Genomic DNA, 17,980 nt, shown 5'->3' on the forward strand with positions numbered 1-17,980 from the left:
GTCCTGGTGGTGATACCCATTCAAATGCTTGAAGAGTGACGCCGAAGTTGGGTGCTGGACCCCATGGAGGGGGCGTGGCTTCGCAAGAAGACTGATGTCCATGGGTGGTTGTCCTGTTGTGGGCGGCCAGGGAGGTCAGGGTGAACAGTGTCGAGGCGGTCAGGCAGCTCGGACGAGGCGAAGCGATGCGGGCGCGCGACATAGCTGTCGGTCTGCCCACGGTCACGGTGCTGGATCCGGTCGTGAAGGCGGTCCGGTTGATGGCGGTGGGCAGGATGCCGGGTCTGGTGGTCGTGGATCCGCGGGGCCGGCCGTTGGCGGTGTTGCCGGGCTCCCAGGTTCTCAAGCTGAGCATCCCGGCGGCGTACCAGGACGACCCGATGCTGGCTCGGACCGTCGACGAGTCCTCGGCGGACCTGTTCTGGCGGCAGCTGGGCGGGCTCACGGTCGGTGACTGCCTGCCGCAACCATTGTCGCGCCCGGCGACAGTGACGGAGGAAGCGACGCTGCTGGAGATCGCCGCGTTGATGGCACGGATGCGGAGTCCGCTGGTCGCCGTGACCGGTGCCGACGGCGCCCTCACCGGTGCGATCACGCTGGATCGTCTGCTCACGAGCCTGGCGGTTGCCGGTCTCGGTGACCAGCCGCCGGGGTAGCGGGTGAGGCCGCTCGTCGCGCTCGGAATCTTCGGGTTGGCGTTCTTCTACATCGCGACCGAGAAGGCCGGCAAGGTCAAGGTGGTGCTGATCGCGGCCGCCGCGATGCTCGTGCTCGGGCTCGCGCCGGGGACCGAGGTGTTCTTCTCCGAGCACGAGGGGATCGACTGGAACGTCATCTTCCTGCTGCTCGGGATGATGATCGTGATCGGGATCATCAAGCAGACCGGGGTGTTCGACTACCTGGGGATCTGGGCGGCGAAACGGTCGCGCGGTGAGCCGTACCGGTTGATGGTGCTGCTGATGGTCATCACCGCGGTCGCGTCGCCGTTCCTGGACAACGTGACCACGATCATGCTGGTCGCACCGGTGACGATCGTGGTGTGTGAGCGGTTGCGGATCCCGCCGCAGCCGTACCTGATCGCCGAGGTGCTCGCCTCCAACATCGGCGGCGCGGCGACGCTGATCGGCGACCCGCCGAACATCATCATCGGCAGCCGCGCCGGCCTGTCGTTCAACGACTTCCTGGTGCACATGACGCCGATCGTGGTGATCGTCTTCGTGCTGTTCGTCGTGCTGTCGAGATTCCTGTTCCGCAAGGACTTCCGGTACAACCCCGAGCAGGTCGCCGCCGTACTGGCGTTGCAGGAGCGGCGGGCGATTCGCGATCCCTGGCTGCTCGCGCGCTGCCTGGCGGTGCTCGCGGTGATGGTCGCGGCCTTCACGCTGCACTCGGTGATCCATCTCGAGCCCTCGCTGGTCGCGCTGATCGGCGCCGGCGTGATGATGCTGGTGGCGAAGGCGGACGTGGCCGAGGTACTGCGTGAGGTCGAGTGGTCGACCCTGGTGTTCTTCATGGGGCTGTTCGTGATGGTGTCGGGTCTGGTTCACACCGGCGTGATCGGCGCGATCGGCGACTGGGCGGTGGCGGCGATCGGGGATCGGTATCTGCTGGCGGCGACGGCGATCTTGGTCGGTTCCGGCGTACTGGGGGCGTTCTTCGACAACATTCCGTACGTCGCGACCATGACGCCGGTGGTGGAGGGAGTGGTCGAGCAGGCGCCGGATCATCGGACCGGGCAGTCGTTGTGGTGGGCGTTCGCGCTCGGCGCCGACTTCGGCGGCAACGGTACGGCGGTTGCCGCCAGCGCCAATGTGGTTGCCCTCGGCATCGCATCGCGCAGTGGTCATCACATCACGTTCTGGCAGTTCACCCGGTACGGCATCGTGGTGACGGCTCTCAGCATCGGTCTGGCCTGGGTGTACGTGTGGCTGCGCTACTTCGTCTGATCCGCGACCGAGCGGACCGCGTGCCGGGTGAGCTCGATCTCGACCTTGCCGATATCCAAGGCGGTGATGTGCACGCCGGGCACCGCAACCTCGACGTCGAGGTACGTCGGCAGCTCGGCGAGCGTCACGACGTCGCAACGGCCGACGACTCGGGCGAGCGCACGTTCTGCCTGGTCGAGCGCGAGGTCCGTGGGGGAGAGCGAGACCTCCGCTGCGGCGGCCGGGTCGACGATCTGGATGGCGATCTCGCCGGACAGGCGGACGTCGATGCCCTCGCTGGTGCGCGCCGTCACGACGAACGGGTGACAGATGGGTGCTCTAGGCAACCAAACGTAGCGCTCGAGGAGCGGGAGCCGAATCGTGGTCCCGGTTGTCGCCACGCGGGCGACGCGGCCGGAACGGAGCACCACCAGCCATTGGTCTCGCGGGACGCGGCGCGGTTCTACAGCGGCGCCGGCCGCGAGCGTCGCGAGCCCGCCGAGGATCGCCCAGGAATGCGCCGCCGGCGACGCCAGAGCGGGCGTGAACATCAGGCTGGTGAACAGGTCGTGCTCCAGCTCGAAGAGGAGCGTGAGGACCGGTGTCGCGAGGTGCATGACGGCTCCCGGGGTCGTCTGGTGCGGCGAGGCACCCGCCCACGATCCCGTCGGCCCGCCACGCGCGCCTCGCCGCACTCCCAGTCTCCGGCCCGGACCCTGGGGGCGGAATGAGTGCTAACACCCACATTCGCCCCCTGTCATGGACATCGTCGAACGTGGTGATGGAGGCTGGACAGATGAAGACGGGAGCCGGAATGCCTTTGTACTGGCGGGTTTGCCTGATCAACGGACTGGTCTTCGTGGTCGGGACCGCCGCGCTGGCGCTGGCCCCGGTGACGGTGTCGGCGACCGTGCTGGTCTCGGAGGCCGTGGTTCTGGTGCTCGGCCTGGTCGGCATCGTCGTGCTGAACTCGGTGCTGCTGCGGACGAGTCTGGCGCCGCTGGATCGGCTGATCCGGTTGATGGACACGGTCGATCTCCAGCGGCCGGGACGCAGGCTGCCCGAGTCGGGAACGGGCGCGGTCGGGCAACTGGTGCGGGGGTTCAACGCGATGCTCGAGCGGCTCGAGACCGAACGCGGCAGGAGTAACGCGAAGGCGCTGGCCGCTCAGGAGGCCGAGCGGCACCGGATCGCGCGTGAGCTGCACGACGAGATCGGGCAGGGGCTGACCGCCGTCCTGCTCGGTCTCAAGCAGCTGTCGTCGGGCGTGCCCGCGGCCGTGCAACTGCAGCTCATGGAGGTGCAGGAGACTGCGCGGGCGACGCTCGACGAGGTTGGCGGCGTGGCTCGCCGGCTGCGGCCGGGAGTGCTGGAGGACCTGGGACTGCAGAGCGCTTTGGCTTCGCTCGCGACTGACTTCTCGTCGCACGGCATGCACGTCCGCCGAGCCACGTCACCCGGTCTGCCCGAACTCGGATCGGAGCGGGAGCTGGTGATCTATCGGGTCGCCCAGGAAGCGCTCACGAACGCGGCGCGCCACTCGAACGCCCGTACCGTGCGGCTTTCGCTGCAACGACAGGGCATGGCCGTCATTCTCGCGGTCGAGGACGACGGGACAGGTTTGCGTGGGGCCGAGGAAGGCACCGGAATCCACGGCATGCGCGAGCGGGCCTTGCTGATCGGGGCAGAACTGACGGTCGGCCCGGGGGAGTCCGGTACGGCGGTGCGCCTGACGGTCCCGTTGGAGGCGGGGCGATGATCAGGATCCTGCTGGCCGATGACCATGCCCTGGTGCGCCGCGGCGTACGGCTGATCCTCGACAGCGAGCCGGATCTGCAGGTGGTCGCCGAGGCCGGCGACGGCGCCGAGGCGCTCGAAGCGTTCCGCACCACCGACATCGATCTCGCGGTGCTCGACGTCGCGATGCCACGGATGACGGGGTTGCAGGCCGCACGCGAGTTGTCCCGCCGGCGCGAGCCGCCACGCATGCTGATGCTGTCGATGTACGACAACGAGCAGTACTTCTTCGCCGCGCTCAAGGCGGGCGCCAGCGGGTACGTGCTGAAGTCGGTCGCCGACCGCGACCTCGTGGACGCATGCCGCGCCGCCGGCCGCGGGGAGTCGTTCCTGTACCCGGGGGTGATGAGCACGCTCGTACGCGACTACCTCGAGCGGGTACGGCGGGGCGAGCGCGTCCCGGGTCAGGTCCTCACCGCCCGCGAGGACGAGGTGGTCAAGCTGATCGCCGAGGGCCATCCGTCGAAGGAGATCGCGCGCATCCTCACCATCAGCCTCAAAACCGTCGAACGGCACCGGGCCAACATCTTGCAGAAGCTCGGCATGCGCGACCGCACCGAACTGACCCGCTACGCCATCCGCGCAGGCCTGATCGAACCCTGACGGACCTCAATCACGGGACGTGCACGTTTGCTGTCAGGTGGCGCACGATCTTGGGATTGCCGGTGATCTCGGCTGCGTGAGCCAGGTCGTTCTCGCCGAAAGCAGCCAGGAGGGCTTCGGTCGTAGTGACCAGCTGGGCGTCCGGCTCTTCGGGTGGCTCATGGGTGACCTCGGCGCCGGACTGAGTGAGGTGTACGCCGAAGACTCCGGCCGGGCCGTGGTCGCGCAGCTCGATCCGGATTGTCATCTCGGGCTGCTTCGGTGTGGGCACGAAGTAGGTGCGGATGGTGAGCATCGCGCTGTCCACGCTCACGAAGACCTGTTCCGCGGTCGGCGGGGCGGCCAGTGCCCAGGTGCCGAGCGCGACGACGATCGGCTCGAGTTCGCGGCCCCAGGTGGTCAGCTCGTACACCCGCGCATTGCTTGGCGCGGGCAGCTGACGACGGCGTACGACGCCTGCGTCGGCGAGCTCGCGCAGCCGGTCCGACAATGCGTTCGGGCTGGCGGTCGGCAGCGCCTGTTGGAGATCGGTGAACCGTTTCGGCCCGAGCAGCAGCTCGCGCACAACCAGCAGCGACCACCGCTCGCCGACAAGATCGAGCCCGCGCGCGATGCCGCAGGCCTGCCGGTAGCCCCGCTGGGTCGGCATGGAACACCCCTCTCGAAGTTACTTGCTCGATCATAGTAGTCGCTATTAGCCTCATAGCAATCAATCGGAGGAGGATTCATGTCCACGCAAGCAGGACCCCCGCTCACGGATCGCGAGACGTGGCAGCACGAGCTCGACGAGCTCCGGCTCCGCGAGAAGGCGCACACCCGCGAGGGTGATGCGATCGCCGCGGCCCGTCGGCGGATGCCGATGGTCGAGGTCGACGCGAACGTCCAGGTGATCGGTGCCGACGGTCCGGTGCCGCTGCTCGACGTTTTCGAGGGGAGGAGTCAGCTGTTCGCGTCGTACCACATGTGGCACACGGGTAGCCCGGCCGCCGACCAGTGCGAGGGCTGCACGTTCTTCACCGGGCAGGTGCTCGAGCTGTCTTACCTGCACTCGCGCGACGTGACGTTCGCGGTCTTCTGTCAGGGGCCTTTTGAGGAGTCGTCGCGCTATCGCGACTTCATGGGTTGGGAGGCGCCTTGGTATTCGGTGCCGGCTGAGTCGCGTGATGCCCTCGTTGCCGGGCGCGCGTTCGGGATGAAGGTCTGCTACCTGCGGCAGGGTGACCGGGTGTTCGAGACCTACTGGACCACCGGGCGGGGCGTGGAGGCGATGGCGCCGTCGTACGGCGTGCTCGACCTGACCGTGTACGGCCGCCAGGAGCAGTGGGAGGACTCGCCGGAAGGCTGGCCGCAGCGGTTCCGGACCGACGGCGACCAGTTCCGGCTCGACGGCCGGCCGACATCGCAGTGGTCGCGGCTCGCCGCCGGACGTGACGACGACCTGGGCTCCGCCGAGCCTGCTGTCGGCGAGCACGACTGCCACTGACGCCGGATCGCCAGGACGAGGCAGCCGCCGGCCGTGGGCTCAGGTCTCGCTGTTCGTTTCGACCTTGCGGACGAAGGCTTCGGTGGAGTTGACGACGTGGCCGGCGGCGTCCTTGACCTGCAGTCTTCGCAGCGGTTTGCCGGTCTTGGTGTCGAGTAGGGTCGAGTGCTGTTCGGCGTCCTCGAAGAGATGGTCCTCGCCCCACTGGCGCAGGCTGACCAGGATGACGAAGAGGTCGCGACCCTTCGCGGTCAACGCGTACTCGTGATACGCGCTCCCGTCCGCGGCCGGGACGACCTCGAGGATGTCGTGCGCGACGAGTTCGCGCAGGCGTGACGACAGGATGTTCTTCGCCAGGCCGAGGTTCCGCTGGAACTCGCTGAACCGGCTGATGCCGTCGAACGCGTCCCGGACGATCAGCAGCGACCAGCGGTCCCCGATCACGTCGACCGTCCGCGCGACCGGGCACTCCGCTCCCTCGTGCGTCACGCGCTGCGGCATCGACATCCCCTTCGGTCCGGCCGGACTCTTCCGCGCCAAGTGGTTGCAAGTATAAACCGGATCTCTTAGGCTCCATTTGGTTTCAACTTAAAACCAGATTCCCAGAGGAGGCCATGTCATGACGACACAGGCGCAGGAGAACGCGGACCCGAGGGTGAGCCCGGTGCGGGTCGCGGTCGTGCAGTTCGAGCCGCGGGTCGGGGTCGAGAACCTCAAGGCCAACGCGCTGGCGGTCGAGCAGCGGCTGAACGAGGCGGCAGACGCGGGGGCCGGCCTGGTCGTGCTGCCCGAGCTCGCGACCACCGGGTACGTCTTCGAGACTCGCGAGGAGGCCTACGCCCACGCCGAATCGGTGCCGGACGGTCCGACCGTGGAGTCCTTCGCGCGGATCGCCGCCGCGCGGAACCTGTACGTCGTCGGTTGCGTGGTCGAGCGCGACGGCGTGAGGCTGTACGACACTGCCGTACTGGTCGGGCCGGACGGATACATCGGCCGGTACCGGAAGACGCACCTGTGGAACACCGAGAAACTGTGGTTCACCCCTGGTAATGAAGGGTTCTCGGTGTTCGACACCAAGATCGGCCGGATCGGACTGCTCGTCTGCTGGGACATCTGGTTCCCGGAGACCGCGCGGATCGTGGCCCAGATGGGTGCGGACATCATCTGCATCCCGACCGGCTGGGTGTGGACGCCACCACCCCTGTACGACGCGAGCGGTGTGTGCATGGCGGCGTACCTGACCATGACGGCGGCCCACGCCAACAACGTCTTCATCGCCACCGCGGACCGGATCGGCCAGGAGCGCGGCGCCGGGTTCATGGGCAACTCGCTGATCGCCGGGACGAACGGATGGCCGATCGACCGGATCGCCGGCCCGGACGAGGACACCGTGATCTACGCGGACATCGATCTGACCGCCGCGCGGACGGCTCCGATCTGGAACCAGCTGAACGATCTTCACCGCGACCGCCGCACCGACCTGTACGACCAGATGCTCGGGTACACCGATCGCTCGCCGTTGCCGAGGTGACGTGATGACGACAATCCGCAGTACGACCGGAGTCGCCGGCTCGCGGAGGATCGCCTACCTGGGCGCTGGGATCACCATCGTCGTCGTTCTGCTGGCGGCGCTCGTCGGCTGGACCTTTGCGCAACTCGGGGCCTGGCAGCCGTGGAGCGGCGACTACGCCGATCTCGGTCAGCTCTCGTCCTGGCTGGTCGGATCCATCAGCGAGCCGCAGTTCTACGCCGTTGCTCCGGCCGGGGCGTTGCTGCTGCTCGGCGGTCTGGCCGGCCATGTCGCCGATCGGAGGTCGTGGCGATATCAGGGTTTCGTCCAGGCATGCGGGACCGGGGCGTGGCCGTGGGCCGCCGGAAGCGCGCTCCTCAGTCTGCTGCTGGGCAACCTCGCCTGGGGCTGGAGCCTCGCTCCTGACAGCTGGCGGCCGTTGTTCGTTCCGCTGGTCTCGGTCGCTCCGGCGATCGTGGTCCTCTACGGGCCTGGATGGAGAGTGGGGCTGTCGGCTGCCGTACTGGGTGCCTTGCTGACTCCACCCATCGCGATCCTCGCCGTCGACCACATCTGCAACCCACTCGAGCTGCCGCCGGTGGTCGGTGCCACGACCGGGATGTGGCTCGGTGCAACGGTTGCCTTCTGGGTCTGCAGCCGCCTCCCGTGGATGCCGACTGCGGGCGCTTGGCGGCCTGATCGAACGCCGGCCCACGCCGGGCCTGCGTTCCTCTGGGTGCCTCGCCGTGCGCTGGCCGACTTCTCGGAGGCGCAGTTCTTCGGCAACGAGTGGGCGAGTACGGCGCTGATCCTCGGGGCCGTCGTCGCGCACCTGATGAATGCGTCCAGCACGGCGTACGGATCCGGCCTGTTCGTGTCGGTGCTCGCCGCCCAGGTCCTCACTGCGGTCGTCGGTGTGATCATTTGGCGCAAACGCTGGCTGGCGCGCGGTTTCTATCCGACCTTCGTCCCGGTCGTTTCCGTGGCGCCGGCTACCGTCCTCGCGTTCGGCGGCAGCGTGCAGTCCGTCGTGGTCGGGGCACTGGCCGGCGCGCTGATCGCCCCGCCGGTGGCGGCAGCGATCTCGGCCCGGCTGCCGAAGACCTTCCATCCGTTCCTCGGCAACGTCGCCTCGATGAGCATCTGCACGGCGCTGATCGTTGCCGTCCTCCGCTTCGTCCCGGGATTCGCCTCATGAACATCACCGAAATCGGCCGAGCCCTCCGTCGAGGAGCGATCTCCGCCGGCGAGTTGGCCGACACGGCGATCCGCCGTACCCGCGAACTCAACCCCACCCTCAACGCGTTCGCCCTGATCGACGACCAAGGCGCCGCCGCGGCGGCGCGCGCCGCCGACGAACAACTTGCCGCGGGCATCGATCTGGGACCGTTGCACGGCGTTCCGGTGGCGGTGAAGGACCTCATCGACCTGGCCGGTCTGCCGACCACGTGCGGATCGGCCGCGTCCTTCGGAGGCATCGCGACGGAGGACGCGGAGGTCGTACGGCGGTTGCGGGAAGCCGGGGCCGTGATCATCGGCAAGACGACGCTGCACGAGTTCGCGTACGGCGCGACCGGCGATCGATCCGTGCACGGTGCCTCGCGCAACCCGCACGATCCCAGCAGGATGTCCGGCGGCAGCAGCGGAGGCAGTGCCGTCGCGGTCGCCGCCGGAATGGTGCCGCTCGCACTGGGGACGGACACAGCCGGCTCGGTCAGAGTTCCTGCGGCGCTGTGCGGCGTGGTCGGGTTCAAACCGGCGTACGACGCCATCTCGAGTGCGGGCGTCTATCCGTTGGCTCCGTCGCTGGACCATGTTGGAGTCTTCGCGGCCACCTCCGAGGACGCTCTGATCGGATACCGGGCTTTGAGCGACATCGCTCCTCCGGCCGCTGCCGGTGAGCACCCTTCGGTCGGTTGGATTCCGTCGATTGCCGCGACGGATTCGCGGATCGAGAAGCTGACTCGGGAGCTGGTCAACAGGGTCTTCGATGTCGAGGTCGTCGACGGGTTCTCCAAGTGGGAACTGTTCGAGGCCTTCTCGGCTCTTCAGGGCAAGGAAGCGTTCGAGGTCCACAAGCATCACCTGGCCGCGGACGAGGACCTCATCGATCCAGAGGTGCTCGCGCGACTTCACAAGGGTCGTGCGATCTCTGATCGGCGGTATGCCCAGGCGGAGATCGTCCGCGACGAGCTACTCGTCAAGGTCGGCGAGTTGCTGTCGATCTACGACGTGCTGGCCCTGCCGACCGTGCCGTTCGTGGCGCCACCGATCGGCGATCGCAGCGTGTCGGTCGACGGCACCGACCTCGAAGTGCGGTCGGCACTGCTTTCACTGACCAGTCCGTGGAACATGACCGGTTCGCCGGCGATCAGCGTGCCCGCCGGCCGGCTGGACGGGCTGCCGATCGCCGTCCAACTCGTCACGGCGCCGGGCAACGAAGCGCTTCTCTTCGCTGCCGCCCGGGCCCTCGAGACCACGAAGTACTGACAAACCCGAAGGGAATCCCATGCCATCGATCCAGGTCGACCTGCCACTGGTTGCCGACGAGGACACCAAACAGGCGTTCGCAGCGCGCATCGGCGCTATTTACGGGGACATCATGCAGGTCGGGAAGGATCTGCTCACCGTCGCGATCCACGACCTCGGCCGCGGCGGCGTGTGGCGATGCCACGAGTCCGGCCCACCCACTCCGTCCGCGCTGATCATGTGCGACATCCGGAAGGGCCGCCCGGCCGAAACCCGTGCCCTGCTGGCGAAATCTCTGATCGAGGCCTGCGCGGAGACGTTCGCACTCGATCCGCGCTGGCTGAAGGTCGAGTTCACCCAGCACGACGGCGACGACATGTACCACCCGCACCTCGGCGGCTTCAACCAGAACTGGTCCGGGGACGAACGAAGCGATGCCGATCCAATGTAAAACAGCAACTAGGTCTTGCTGATATCTTAAGAGGCTCTTACTGTGATCCCAGTTGCTTCGTTCAGCGAAGGAGATCTCAGTGCCTCCGACTCCCGAACCTCGACCGGCCGGCTGGCGGGTCGGCGCCGATATCGGTGGGACCTTCACCGATGTGATCGCGCTCGGCCCGGCCGGCGAAGTCGTTCCGATGAAGGTCCCGTCCACCCCGCCTGACTACGGCGCAGGCGTGGTGGCGGCGACGACCGACGTACTGTCCTCCGCCGGGGTTCGGCCGGACGCGGTGATCGCGATGCTGCACGGCACGACCGTGGCGACCAACGCGATCCTGGCCATGAACGGCGCCCGCACCGCCGTGGTTACCACCCGCGGCTTCCGCGACGTACTGGAGCTCGGACGCCTCCGCCGGCCGGTGCTGTACGACCTGTCGTGGTCCAAGCCCACGCCGCTGGCCCGGCGGCGGAACCGCTATGAGCTCGACCAGCGGATCACGGCCGCAGGACGTCTCGAACCAGCGGCCGCCGAGGACGAGGTCCGCGCGTTGGCCGCGCAGTTGCGCGCCGACGGGATCGAAGCGGTGGCTGTCTGCCTGATCAACTCCTACCTGCGCCCTGACGAGGAGCGGCGGGTCGCCGAGCTGCTGCGCGCCGAGCTGACCGATGTATTCGTCACCGCGTCGGTCGATGTTTCCCCACAGTTGCAGGAGTTCGAGCGCACGAGCACCGCGACGGTCAACGCCTATGTCGGCCCGGCCGTGCACGGTTACCTCACCCGGCTGGAGGCAGGACTGCGGGCGGTCGAGGTGAGCGCTCCGCTGCTCGTCATGCAGTCCAGCGGGGGGTTGCTCGACGCGGCCTCGGTCGCGCAACGACCGGTGCAGATCATCGAGTCCGGTCCCGCGGCGGGCGTCACCGCCGTACAGAAGCTCGCGCAGCTGATCGGCCTGTCCAGCGTGGTCGCCTTCGACATGGGCGGTACGACGGCGAAGGCGTCGCTGATCGAGCACGGCGAACCGTTCGTGTCGGCCGACTACGAGGTCGGCGGCGGGATGAATGTTGCCCGGGGCCTCAGTTCCGGCGCCGGCTATCCGGTCCGTACGCCGTCGATCGACATCGCCGAGGTCGGCTCCGGCGGTGGCAGCATCATCTCTGTGGACGCCGCGGGTGCTCTCCATGTCGGACCTGCCAGCGCTGGGTCGATTCCCGGACCGGCCTGTTACGGGCAGGGTGGTGAACTGCCGACGCTGACCGACGCCAACGTGATGCTGGGATATCTCAGCCCGCGATCCCTGGCCGGCGGGCGCGTTGCGATCCACTCCGACCTGGCGGCGAAGGCGTTGTCGGTGGTCGCCGACCAGCTCGGAGCCGAGGTGCCGGAGACGGCGCGCGGTGCGTACCAGGTGGCGGTGTCGAGCATGACGACCGCGGTCAAGGCCGTGACCAGCGAACGCGGCCGGGACCCGCGCGAGGCCACGATGGTCGCGTTCGGCGGCGCCGGTCCGCTGTACGCCGCCTCGCTGGCCCGCGAGCTCGGGATCTCGACCGTGATCGTGCCGGAGTACCCGGGCCTGTTCAGCAGTCTCGGCCTCCTCGTCGCCGACACCGAGCGCCACGAGCTCACGCCGTACCGGTCCGGGTTCGCGGACGTGAAGGCGCTGGCCGCGGAGTTCGAACAGCTTGCCGCGAAGGTCAGCGGCGAACTGGGCGCGGATGCGGTCGTGGATCGGCTGCTGGACATGCGGTACCACGGTCAGCGGTTCGAGCTACGGATCCGGGTGCCCGACGGCGAGCTCACCGACGACCTGCTCACCGAAGTACGGGCCCGGTACCACGCCGAGCACGAGCGTACGTACGGCCGGGCCGGGACCGATGACCTGGTCGAGTTCGTCAACCTCCGGGTTCGCGGCCGGCTGCTCACCCCGGTGTCGATCGAGGAGGTGCTGAGTCGGCCCGATCCCGACGGCCATGAGCGCAGTACCCGTGAATGCCGCTTCGGCGAGACCGTGACCACGCCGGTGGTGGGACGGTCCGAGCTCGGCGCCGCGCCGGTCGAAGGGCCGATGATCATCGAGGACATGGACGCCACGACGCTCGTCCCGCCCGGCGCCTGGGTGCATCTGGATGCGTTCAACAACATCGTCATCACCTGGAGTGCGGCATGATCCGCGACGCCGTGACCTTCGAGGTCTTCCGCAACGCCGTCACCGGGCTGGCCGACGAGATGGCGATCACGATCCTCCGGACGGCGCATTCGCAGCTCGTTGCCTCTAGCATGGATTTCTCCGCGGCCCTGTGCGACGCCGAGGGCCGGGTGATCGCCCAGGCCAACACCTTGCCGTTGCACCTGGGCTCCATCCCAGGCGCGATGGAGGCGATCTTCGACGAGTTCGGCGGCCAGGTCCGGCCGGGAGACATCTACCTGCTCAACGATCCGTCGCTGGGCGGCATGCACCTGCCTGACATCTTCGCGGTCGCCCCGGTCTTCAGCGCGGGCGTCCTGCTGGGCTTCTCCGTGACGGTCGTCAACCACACCGACGTCGGCGGCTGGGCGGCCGGCTCGATGGCGGTGCAGTCGACCAGCATCTTCGCCGAAGGGGTACAGATCCCACCGTCGCGGCTGGTCGATGCCGGCACCGTGAACGACACGTTCCTGCAGCTGATCCTGCGCAACGTCCGCGAGCCCGAGCTGCTCCGCGGCGACCTCGAGTCCCAGCTCGCGGCCTGCCACACCGGGGCCGAAGGGCTGCGGGCGCTCGCGGCCCGGCACGGCGTCGAACGGTACGAATCGCTCATCGACGAGCTGCTCGACTACTCCGAGACGCTGCTGCGCGCGGCGCTCGCGGAAGCAGCCCCGGGGACCTACGAGTTCACCGACCACATCGACGACGACGGCCTCGGCTCCGGGCCGATCCCGCTCCGGGTCAAGGCGACCTTGTCCGGGTCCGGGATCGAATTCGACTTCACCGGTTCCGCACCGCAGGTCGACTCCGCGCTGAACGCGACGGCGCCGTTCACCCGGTCCGCGGCGTACGCCGCTGTGCAGGGGATGCTCGCCGCGGACATCCCGGCCAACAGCGGCTTCTACCGGCCGTTCAGTTTCGTCATCCCCGAGGCCTCGATCCTCAACGGACGCCGGCCGTCCGCGCGCGGGGCCCGCGGCCTGGTCGGGTTCCGGCTCGTCGACGCGGTGCTCGGAGCACTGGCCCCGGTGTTCCCCACCCGCGTGCCGGCCGCCGGGGACGGCGGCCCCGACGGGATCGCGATCGGCTTCGTCGGCCCCGACGGCGAGTCGTTCGTCCTGTGGGATCCGCTGTCCGGAGCATGGGGTGCCCGGCCCGATCGCGACGGCGTGGACGGGATCAGCTCGCTGGGCGCCAACCTGACCAACACTCCGATCGAGGAGCTGGAGATCTCCGGCCACATCCGCATCGACGGGTACGGCTATCTCCCGGACTCGGGTGGAGCCGGCCGCTGGCGTGGCGGCCTGGCGACCTTCCGGGACATGACGCTGCTGGCGCCCGAGGCCAGCGTGCAGATCAGGTCGGACCGCCGGAAGTTCCTCCCCTACGGACTGGCCGGCGGCGCACAGGGGACGCCCTCGCTCAACATTCTCGACCCCGACGGGGACAACGAACGGTTGCTGGAGTCCAAACCACACTTCGTCATGACCGCGGGAAACCGCCACCGGCACGTGACGGCCGGCGGCGGCGGCCACGGTCTGCCCTTCGAGCGCGACCCGGAACGCGTCCTCGAAGACGTCCTCGACGGCAAGGTCACGCATGCGGGAGCCGAACGTGACTACGGCGTCGTGATCACAGCGGACGGCGTGATCGACGCCCGCGAAACCTCCCTGCTCCGTCTCGACTCACGACGAGGATTTGCCCGATGACCACCACCGCCGCCGTCACCCAGGATTCCGTCGCGCCGCGTACCTGGCGCAAGGTCAGCCTCCGGATCATCCCCTTGGTCGGCCTCGCCTACGTGGCGAGCTACACCGACCGCGCCAACCTCGGCTATATCGCCGCACCGATGAAGCGCGACCTGCACCTGGACGGCAGCCAGTTCGGCCTCGCCGCCGGCCTGTTCTTCATCGGCTACGTCCTGGTCGAGGTGCCGAGCAACATGATGCTGAGACGGTTCGGCGCGCGGAAGTGGATCGCCCGGATCATGATCACCTGGGGACTGATCACCGCCGCGACCGCGGCCGTCAACTCGGCGCCCATGCTGTACGTCGCGCGGCTCCTGCTCGGGTTCGCCGAAGCGGGCCTCGCCGCCGGGATCCTGCTCTACCTGACGAAGTGGTTCCCACGCCGGCAGCGCTCCTGGGCACTGTCGCTGTTCATCCTGATGATCCCGGTGTCGTCGATCATCGGCTCCCCGCTGGCCGCCGCCGTACTCAAGTGGGGGGAGAGGTTGCTCGGGATCACCAACTGGCGGGCGCTGTTCCTGGTCGAGGGCGTGCTGACGGTCATCGTCAGCGTCCTGATCTTCGCCTTCCTGCCCGACCGCCCGCGCCAAGCAGGGTGGCTCGACGAGCAGGAGAAGACCGCCATCGAGACCACCCTGGCCGCCGAGGCTGCCGAGCAGCGGGCGCACGGTGCGCTCACCGGGCTGCGCGACGCGCTGACCAGCGGCCGGGTCTGGGCGATGGCCGTTTGCTGGTTCGCGATCGGCTTCGGCCTGTATCCGATGGCGTTCTTCCTGCCTACGATGATCGCCACCATCACGAAGGGCATCGGCGGAGCCGCCGACGTGAGCAGCGTGCTGCTGTCCGCGATCCCGTACGCCGTGGCGGCGATCGCCCTGCTCGTCTGGGCCCACTTCGCGGCCCGCCGGAGCGCGGTCACGGCGACGCTCGTACCGATGGGCACCGGGGCCGTGGGGTTGCTGCTGGCAACCTTTGCGCACAGCGGGACGCTGTTCGTCGTCGCGGTCTGCCTGAGCGTCGCCGGGATCATCACGGCGATGCCGCAGTACTGGCGGATTCCCGCGATCGGCCTGACCGACGCGGCCGCGGCGTCCGGGATCGCCCTGATCAACTCCGTCAGCAACATCAGCGGTTTCGTCGGCCCGTACATCACCGGCTGGATCTCGGACGCGACCGGCAGCTTCACCTACGCGCTGCTGACCATCGCGATCATCATGATCGGCGGAATGGCTGTGCTGCTGACCGTAGGGCGGCGGATGGAGAGCCTGGACGGGAGATTGTCGTGACCTCGAGGACCGCACTGATCATCGGCGACATCCAGCAGGGCATCACGGGGAACTTCCCGTTCGCCCAGCAGGTGGTGCCGCCGCTCACCGAGCTGCTGCCGCGCGCCCGTGCCGCCGGTGCGCTGGTCGTGTTCGTGCACTTCGCCTTCCGGGTCAACGGGACGGATCTGCCGCCGGACAACGCGTTGTTCAGGTCGTTCTTCGATGCCGGCGACATCTTCCACGAAGGAACAGGCTCGACCGAGGTCGCGTTGCCGGTCGAGGCCGAGGACGTCGTCGTACTCAAACGTCGTGCCAGTGCGTTCGCCGGCACGGACCTCGACCTTGTACTGCGGGCCGCCGGCGTCGACACTCTCGTGATCGCCGGAGTCGCGACCAGCGCGATGGTGGCCGCCACCGTGTACGACGCAGCGGACCGCGGCTACCACCTGACCGTCCTGCGGGACGGATGCGCCGACGGCGATCAGGCGATGCACGACTTCTTCATGGACATGGTCTTCCCGAGCCGGGGAGTCGAGGTCGTGCCGTGCTCCGGCTGGCCCGGTGAGGCATGAACGCCACACTGCTGGACCGGCTGCAGCAGGAGCTCGACGACCGCCGGACGACCACTGGGCTGCGCCGCGACCTGGTGGTCTCGGGTCCGCAGGGTCCGACTCTCGGCGTGGCCGGAGCGACGCTGGTCAACCTCGCCTCCAACGACTACCTCGGCATCGCTGGCGACCCGGAGGTGCTCGAGTCGGCCCGGCGGGCGCTGCGTGACCACGGCCTCGGAGTCACCGCCGGACGCGTGCTCTGTGGGACGCGCACTGTCCACGGCCAGCTCGAGGCGAGCATCGCGGATCTGGTCGGAGCCGAGGATGCCTTGCTCTACAACTCCTGCTTCGACGCGAATCTGGGTGTCTTCGATGCCTTGCTCGGCCGAGACGACGCGATCATCAGTGACGAGCTCAACCACGCGAGCCTGATCGACGGGATCCGCCTGTCGTCCGCGCGGCGGCGCGTGTTCGCCCACGGCGACCTCGCCGACCTGGAGCGCTGCCTCGCCGAGTGCGCGGATGCGCGCCACCGGCTCATCGTCACCGACGGCGTCTTCAGCATGGACGGCGACATCGCTGCCCTGCCTCGACTCCACGAGTTGGCGCAGAGCTACGACGCGGCCCTTCTGGTCGACGACTCGCATGCCACCGGTGTGCTGGGCGCGACCGGCGCCGGCACAGCGGAGTACTTCGGCTTGACGGGTGGAGTCGACGTACTGACGGGGACGCTCGGCAAGGCGCTGGGTGGTGGAGCGGGAGGCTTCGTGGCCGGGTCGTGGGCCGTTGTCGAGACCCTGCGCCAGGCGTCACGCCCGTACATCTTCACCAACGCGATGGCGCCCCCGCTGGCGGCCGCGGCGGTGACGGCGATCCAGATCGCGCGCGGGCGTCCCGGCCTGCGCGAGCGCCTCGCCGCCAACACCGCCTGGTTCCGTGACGCGTTGCGCGACCTCGGGTACGACGTCCTGCCTGGGCAGCACCCGATCATCCCCGTGATGCTGCGGGGCAGATCGTTGGCGCGCGATGTGGCGATGGCGCTCCGCGACGAGGGGGTGCTCGCCTTCGCCCTGTCCTATCCGGTCGTTCCGGCCGGCGAGGAGCGGATCCGCGTCCAGGTGTCGGCGGCGCACACCGCCGGCCAGCTCGAAGAGGCGGCAGCCGCCTTCGAACGCGTGCACAAGTTGGTGGACTGCGCATGAGCATCTTGACTGCACCCGTCAGCGTGGACAGCCGCGAGTTGGAAGGCCGGGTCGCGGTCGTGACCGGCGGAGCCAGCGGTATGGGTCTGGCCACCGTGCACGCGCTGGCCCGCCGCGGCGCGACGGTCGCGGTCTTCGATCTCGCAGTACTCGGCGACGGAGACCTCGCGTCGCTCCCGGCGGATCGGGTTCGGCCGGTCGCGGTGGACGTCACGGATGGCGATCAGGTCGACCGTGCGTTCGCGTCGCTACTGGCGGAGCAGCCCGGGCTCGACATCCTCGTGAACGCGGCCGGTGTCGCACCACCGACCCCGTTCGAGTTCATCACCGAGAACGAGTGGAGCCGTGTGCTTGCGGTCAACGTCAACGGGACGTTCCTGTGCTGCCGGCGGGCGGTTCCCGCCATGCGCAGCGGTGGCTGGGGGCGGATCGTCAACTTTTCCTCGACGGCCGGCAAGACCATCAGCACGGCCGGAGGCGCCCATTACACGACGGCGAAGCATGGGGTCCTCGGGCTCACCCGGCACCTGGCGAAGGCATACGGGCCGGACGGAGTCACGGTGAACGCCGTCTGCCCGGGCCTGATCGACACCCCGATGACTCGCGGGCTGCTGCCGGAGGAGTCGCTCGAGAAGGCCACCCGATCGTTCCCGGTGCCGCGGGTCGGGCAGCCCTGGGAGGTCGCCGAGCTCGTCGCGTTCCTCGCCTCCGACCGGGCGGCGTACATCACCGGTGCGGCCGTCGACATCAACGGCGGCGACCTCATCGTCTGACCGACCACCACGAGAAAGCGAGCA

18 protein-coding genes are annotated in these 17,980 nt (G+C 68.6%); 15 read left to right on the forward strand and 3 right to left on the reverse strand.

The window, feature by feature from the left end; translation table 11 throughout:
• The first annotated feature begins 140 nt into the window (after positions 1 to 140).
• Positions 141 to 656, forward strand: a complete 516-nt coding sequence (locus OHA18_RS25100; protein WP_328997735.1) for a CBS domain-containing protein — start codon at positions 141 to 143, stop codon at positions 654 to 656.
• 3 nt (positions 657 to 659) lie between these two features.
• Positions 660 to 1,946 (forward strand): ArsB/NhaD family transporter, encoded by a 1,287-nt coding sequence (locus OHA18_RS25105; protein ID WP_328997737.1) that lies wholly within the window; start codon positions 660 to 662, stop codon positions 1,944 to 1,946.
• Here OHA18_RS25105 and OHA18_RS25110 read toward each other — a convergent pair.
• Positions 1,934 to 2,542 (reverse strand): SPFH domain-containing protein, encoded by a 609-nt coding sequence (locus OHA18_RS25110; RefSeq protein WP_328997738.1) that lies wholly within the window; start codon positions 2,540 to 2,542, stop codon positions 1,934 to 1,936. The two genes, OHA18_RS25105 and OHA18_RS25110, sit on opposite strands and share 13 nt — an antisense overlap.
• Before the next feature lie 197 nt (positions 2,543 to 2,739).
• Here OHA18_RS25110 and OHA18_RS25115 point away from each other — a divergent pair, with 197 nt between their 5' ends.
• Positions 2,740 to 3,684 (forward strand): sensor histidine kinase, encoded by a 945-nt coding sequence (locus OHA18_RS25115; RefSeq protein ID WP_328997739.1) that lies wholly within the window; start codon positions 2,740 to 2,742, stop codon positions 3,682 to 3,684.
• On the forward strand, positions 3,681 to 4,325 hold the full coding sequence (locus OHA18_RS25120; protein ID WP_328997740.1) for a response regulator transcription factor: 645 nt from the start codon (positions 3,681 to 3,683) through the stop codon (positions 4,323 to 4,325). The genes OHA18_RS25115 and OHA18_RS25120 overlap by 4 nt, the downstream gene beginning before the upstream one ends.
• 10 nt (positions 4,326 to 4,335) lie before the next feature.
• On the opposite strand, the gene OHA18_RS25125 is transcribed toward OHA18_RS25120, so the two are convergent.
• Entirely contained in the window at positions 4,336 to 4,974 is a 639-nt protein-coding gene (locus OHA18_RS25125) for a winged helix-turn-helix transcriptional regulator (RefSeq protein WP_328997741.1), read from the reverse strand.
• 78 nt (positions 4,975 to 5,052) lie between these two features.
• Between OHA18_RS25125 and OHA18_RS25130 the strand changes: the two genes are divergently transcribed.
• Positions 5,053 to 5,808: a DUF899 family protein gene (locus tag OHA18_RS25130; protein WP_328997742.1), complete on the forward strand. Its 756-nt coding sequence runs from the start codon at positions 5,053 to 5,055 to the stop codon at positions 5,806 to 5,808.
• A 39-nt stretch (positions 5,809 to 5,847) separates the two neighbouring features.
• Here the strand turns inward: OHA18_RS25130 and OHA18_RS25135 are convergent, their stop codons facing one another.
• The gene (locus OHA18_RS25135) at positions 5,848 to 6,309 is read right to left on the reverse strand and encodes a winged helix-turn-helix transcriptional regulator (RefSeq protein WP_328997743.1); all 462 of its coding nucleotides are present in this window, start codon (positions 6,307 to 6,309) and stop codon (positions 5,848 to 5,850) included.
• A gap of 118 nt (positions 6,310 to 6,427) precedes the next feature.
• On the opposite strand from OHA18_RS25135, the gene OHA18_RS25140 reads away from it, so the two are divergent.
• From OHA18_RS25140 to OHA18_RS25185, 10 genes are all read left to right on the forward strand, one after another.
• Entirely contained in the window at positions 6,428 to 7,339 is a 912-nt protein-coding gene (locus OHA18_RS25140) for a nitrilase family protein (RefSeq protein WP_328997744.1), read from the forward strand.
• Between the two features lie 4 nt (positions 7,340 to 7,343).
• Complete coding sequence (locus OHA18_RS25145) at positions 7,344 to 8,516, forward strand: hypothetical protein (protein ID WP_328997745.1); 1,173 nt, start codon at positions 7,344 to 7,346, stop codon at positions 8,514 to 8,516.
• A complete protein-coding gene (locus OHA18_RS25150) occupies positions 8,513 to 9,808 on the forward strand; it encodes an amidase (RefSeq protein WP_328997746.1) in 1,296 nt (431 codons plus the stop codon). The genes OHA18_RS25145 and OHA18_RS25150 overlap by 4 nt, the downstream gene beginning before the upstream one ends.
• Before the next feature lie 19 nt (positions 9,809 to 9,827).
• Positions 9,828 to 10,238: a hypothetical protein gene (locus OHA18_RS25155; RefSeq protein WP_328997747.1), complete on the forward strand. Its 411-nt coding sequence runs from the start codon at positions 9,828 to 9,830 to the stop codon at positions 10,236 to 10,238.
• Positions 10,239 to 10,317: 79 nt separating this feature from the next.
• Positions 10,318 to 12,396: a hydantoinase/oxoprolinase family protein gene (locus tag OHA18_RS25160; protein ID WP_328997748.1), complete on the forward strand. Its 2,079-nt coding sequence runs from the start codon at positions 10,318 to 10,320 to the stop codon at positions 12,394 to 12,396.
• Positions 12,393 to 14,123, forward strand: coding sequence for a hydantoinase B/oxoprolinase family protein (locus OHA18_RS25165; RefSeq protein WP_328997749.1), 1,731 nt, complete (start codon positions 12,393 to 12,395; stop codon positions 14,121 to 14,123). Before OHA18_RS25160 ends, OHA18_RS25165 begins: the two co-directional genes overlap by 4 nt.
• Positions 14,120 to 15,448: an MFS transporter gene (locus OHA18_RS25170; RefSeq protein ID WP_328997750.1), complete on the forward strand. Its 1,329-nt coding sequence runs from the start codon at positions 14,120 to 14,122 to the stop codon at positions 15,446 to 15,448. The genes OHA18_RS25165 and OHA18_RS25170 overlap by 4 nt, the downstream gene beginning before the upstream one ends.
• The gene (locus OHA18_RS25175) at positions 15,445 to 16,002 is read left to right on the forward strand and encodes a cysteine hydrolase family protein (RefSeq protein ID WP_328997751.1); all 558 of its coding nucleotides are present in this window, start codon (positions 15,445 to 15,447) and stop codon (positions 16,000 to 16,002) included. The genes OHA18_RS25170 and OHA18_RS25175 overlap by 4 nt, the downstream gene beginning before the upstream one ends.
• Positions 15,999 to 17,183, forward strand: coding sequence for a glycine C-acetyltransferase (locus OHA18_RS25180; RefSeq protein ID WP_328997752.1), 1,185 nt, complete (start codon positions 15,999 to 16,001; stop codon positions 17,181 to 17,183). The genes OHA18_RS25175 and OHA18_RS25180 overlap by 4 nt, the downstream gene beginning before the upstream one ends.
• Positions 17,180 to 17,956 carry an SDR family NAD(P)-dependent oxidoreductase gene (locus OHA18_RS25185; protein WP_328997753.1) on the forward strand — a complete coding sequence of 259 codons (777 nt, stop codon included), beginning with the start codon at positions 17,180 to 17,182 and terminating at the stop codon, positions 17,954 to 17,956. The genes OHA18_RS25180 and OHA18_RS25185 overlap by 4 nt, the downstream gene beginning before the upstream one ends.
• The last annotated feature ends 24 nt before the right edge of the window (positions 17,957 to 17,980 follow it).

The organism is Kribbella sp. NBC_00709 (assembly GCF_036226565.1).
Taxonomy (GTDB): domain Bacteria; phylum Actinomycetota; class Actinomycetes; order Propionibacteriales; family Kribbellaceae; genus Kribbella.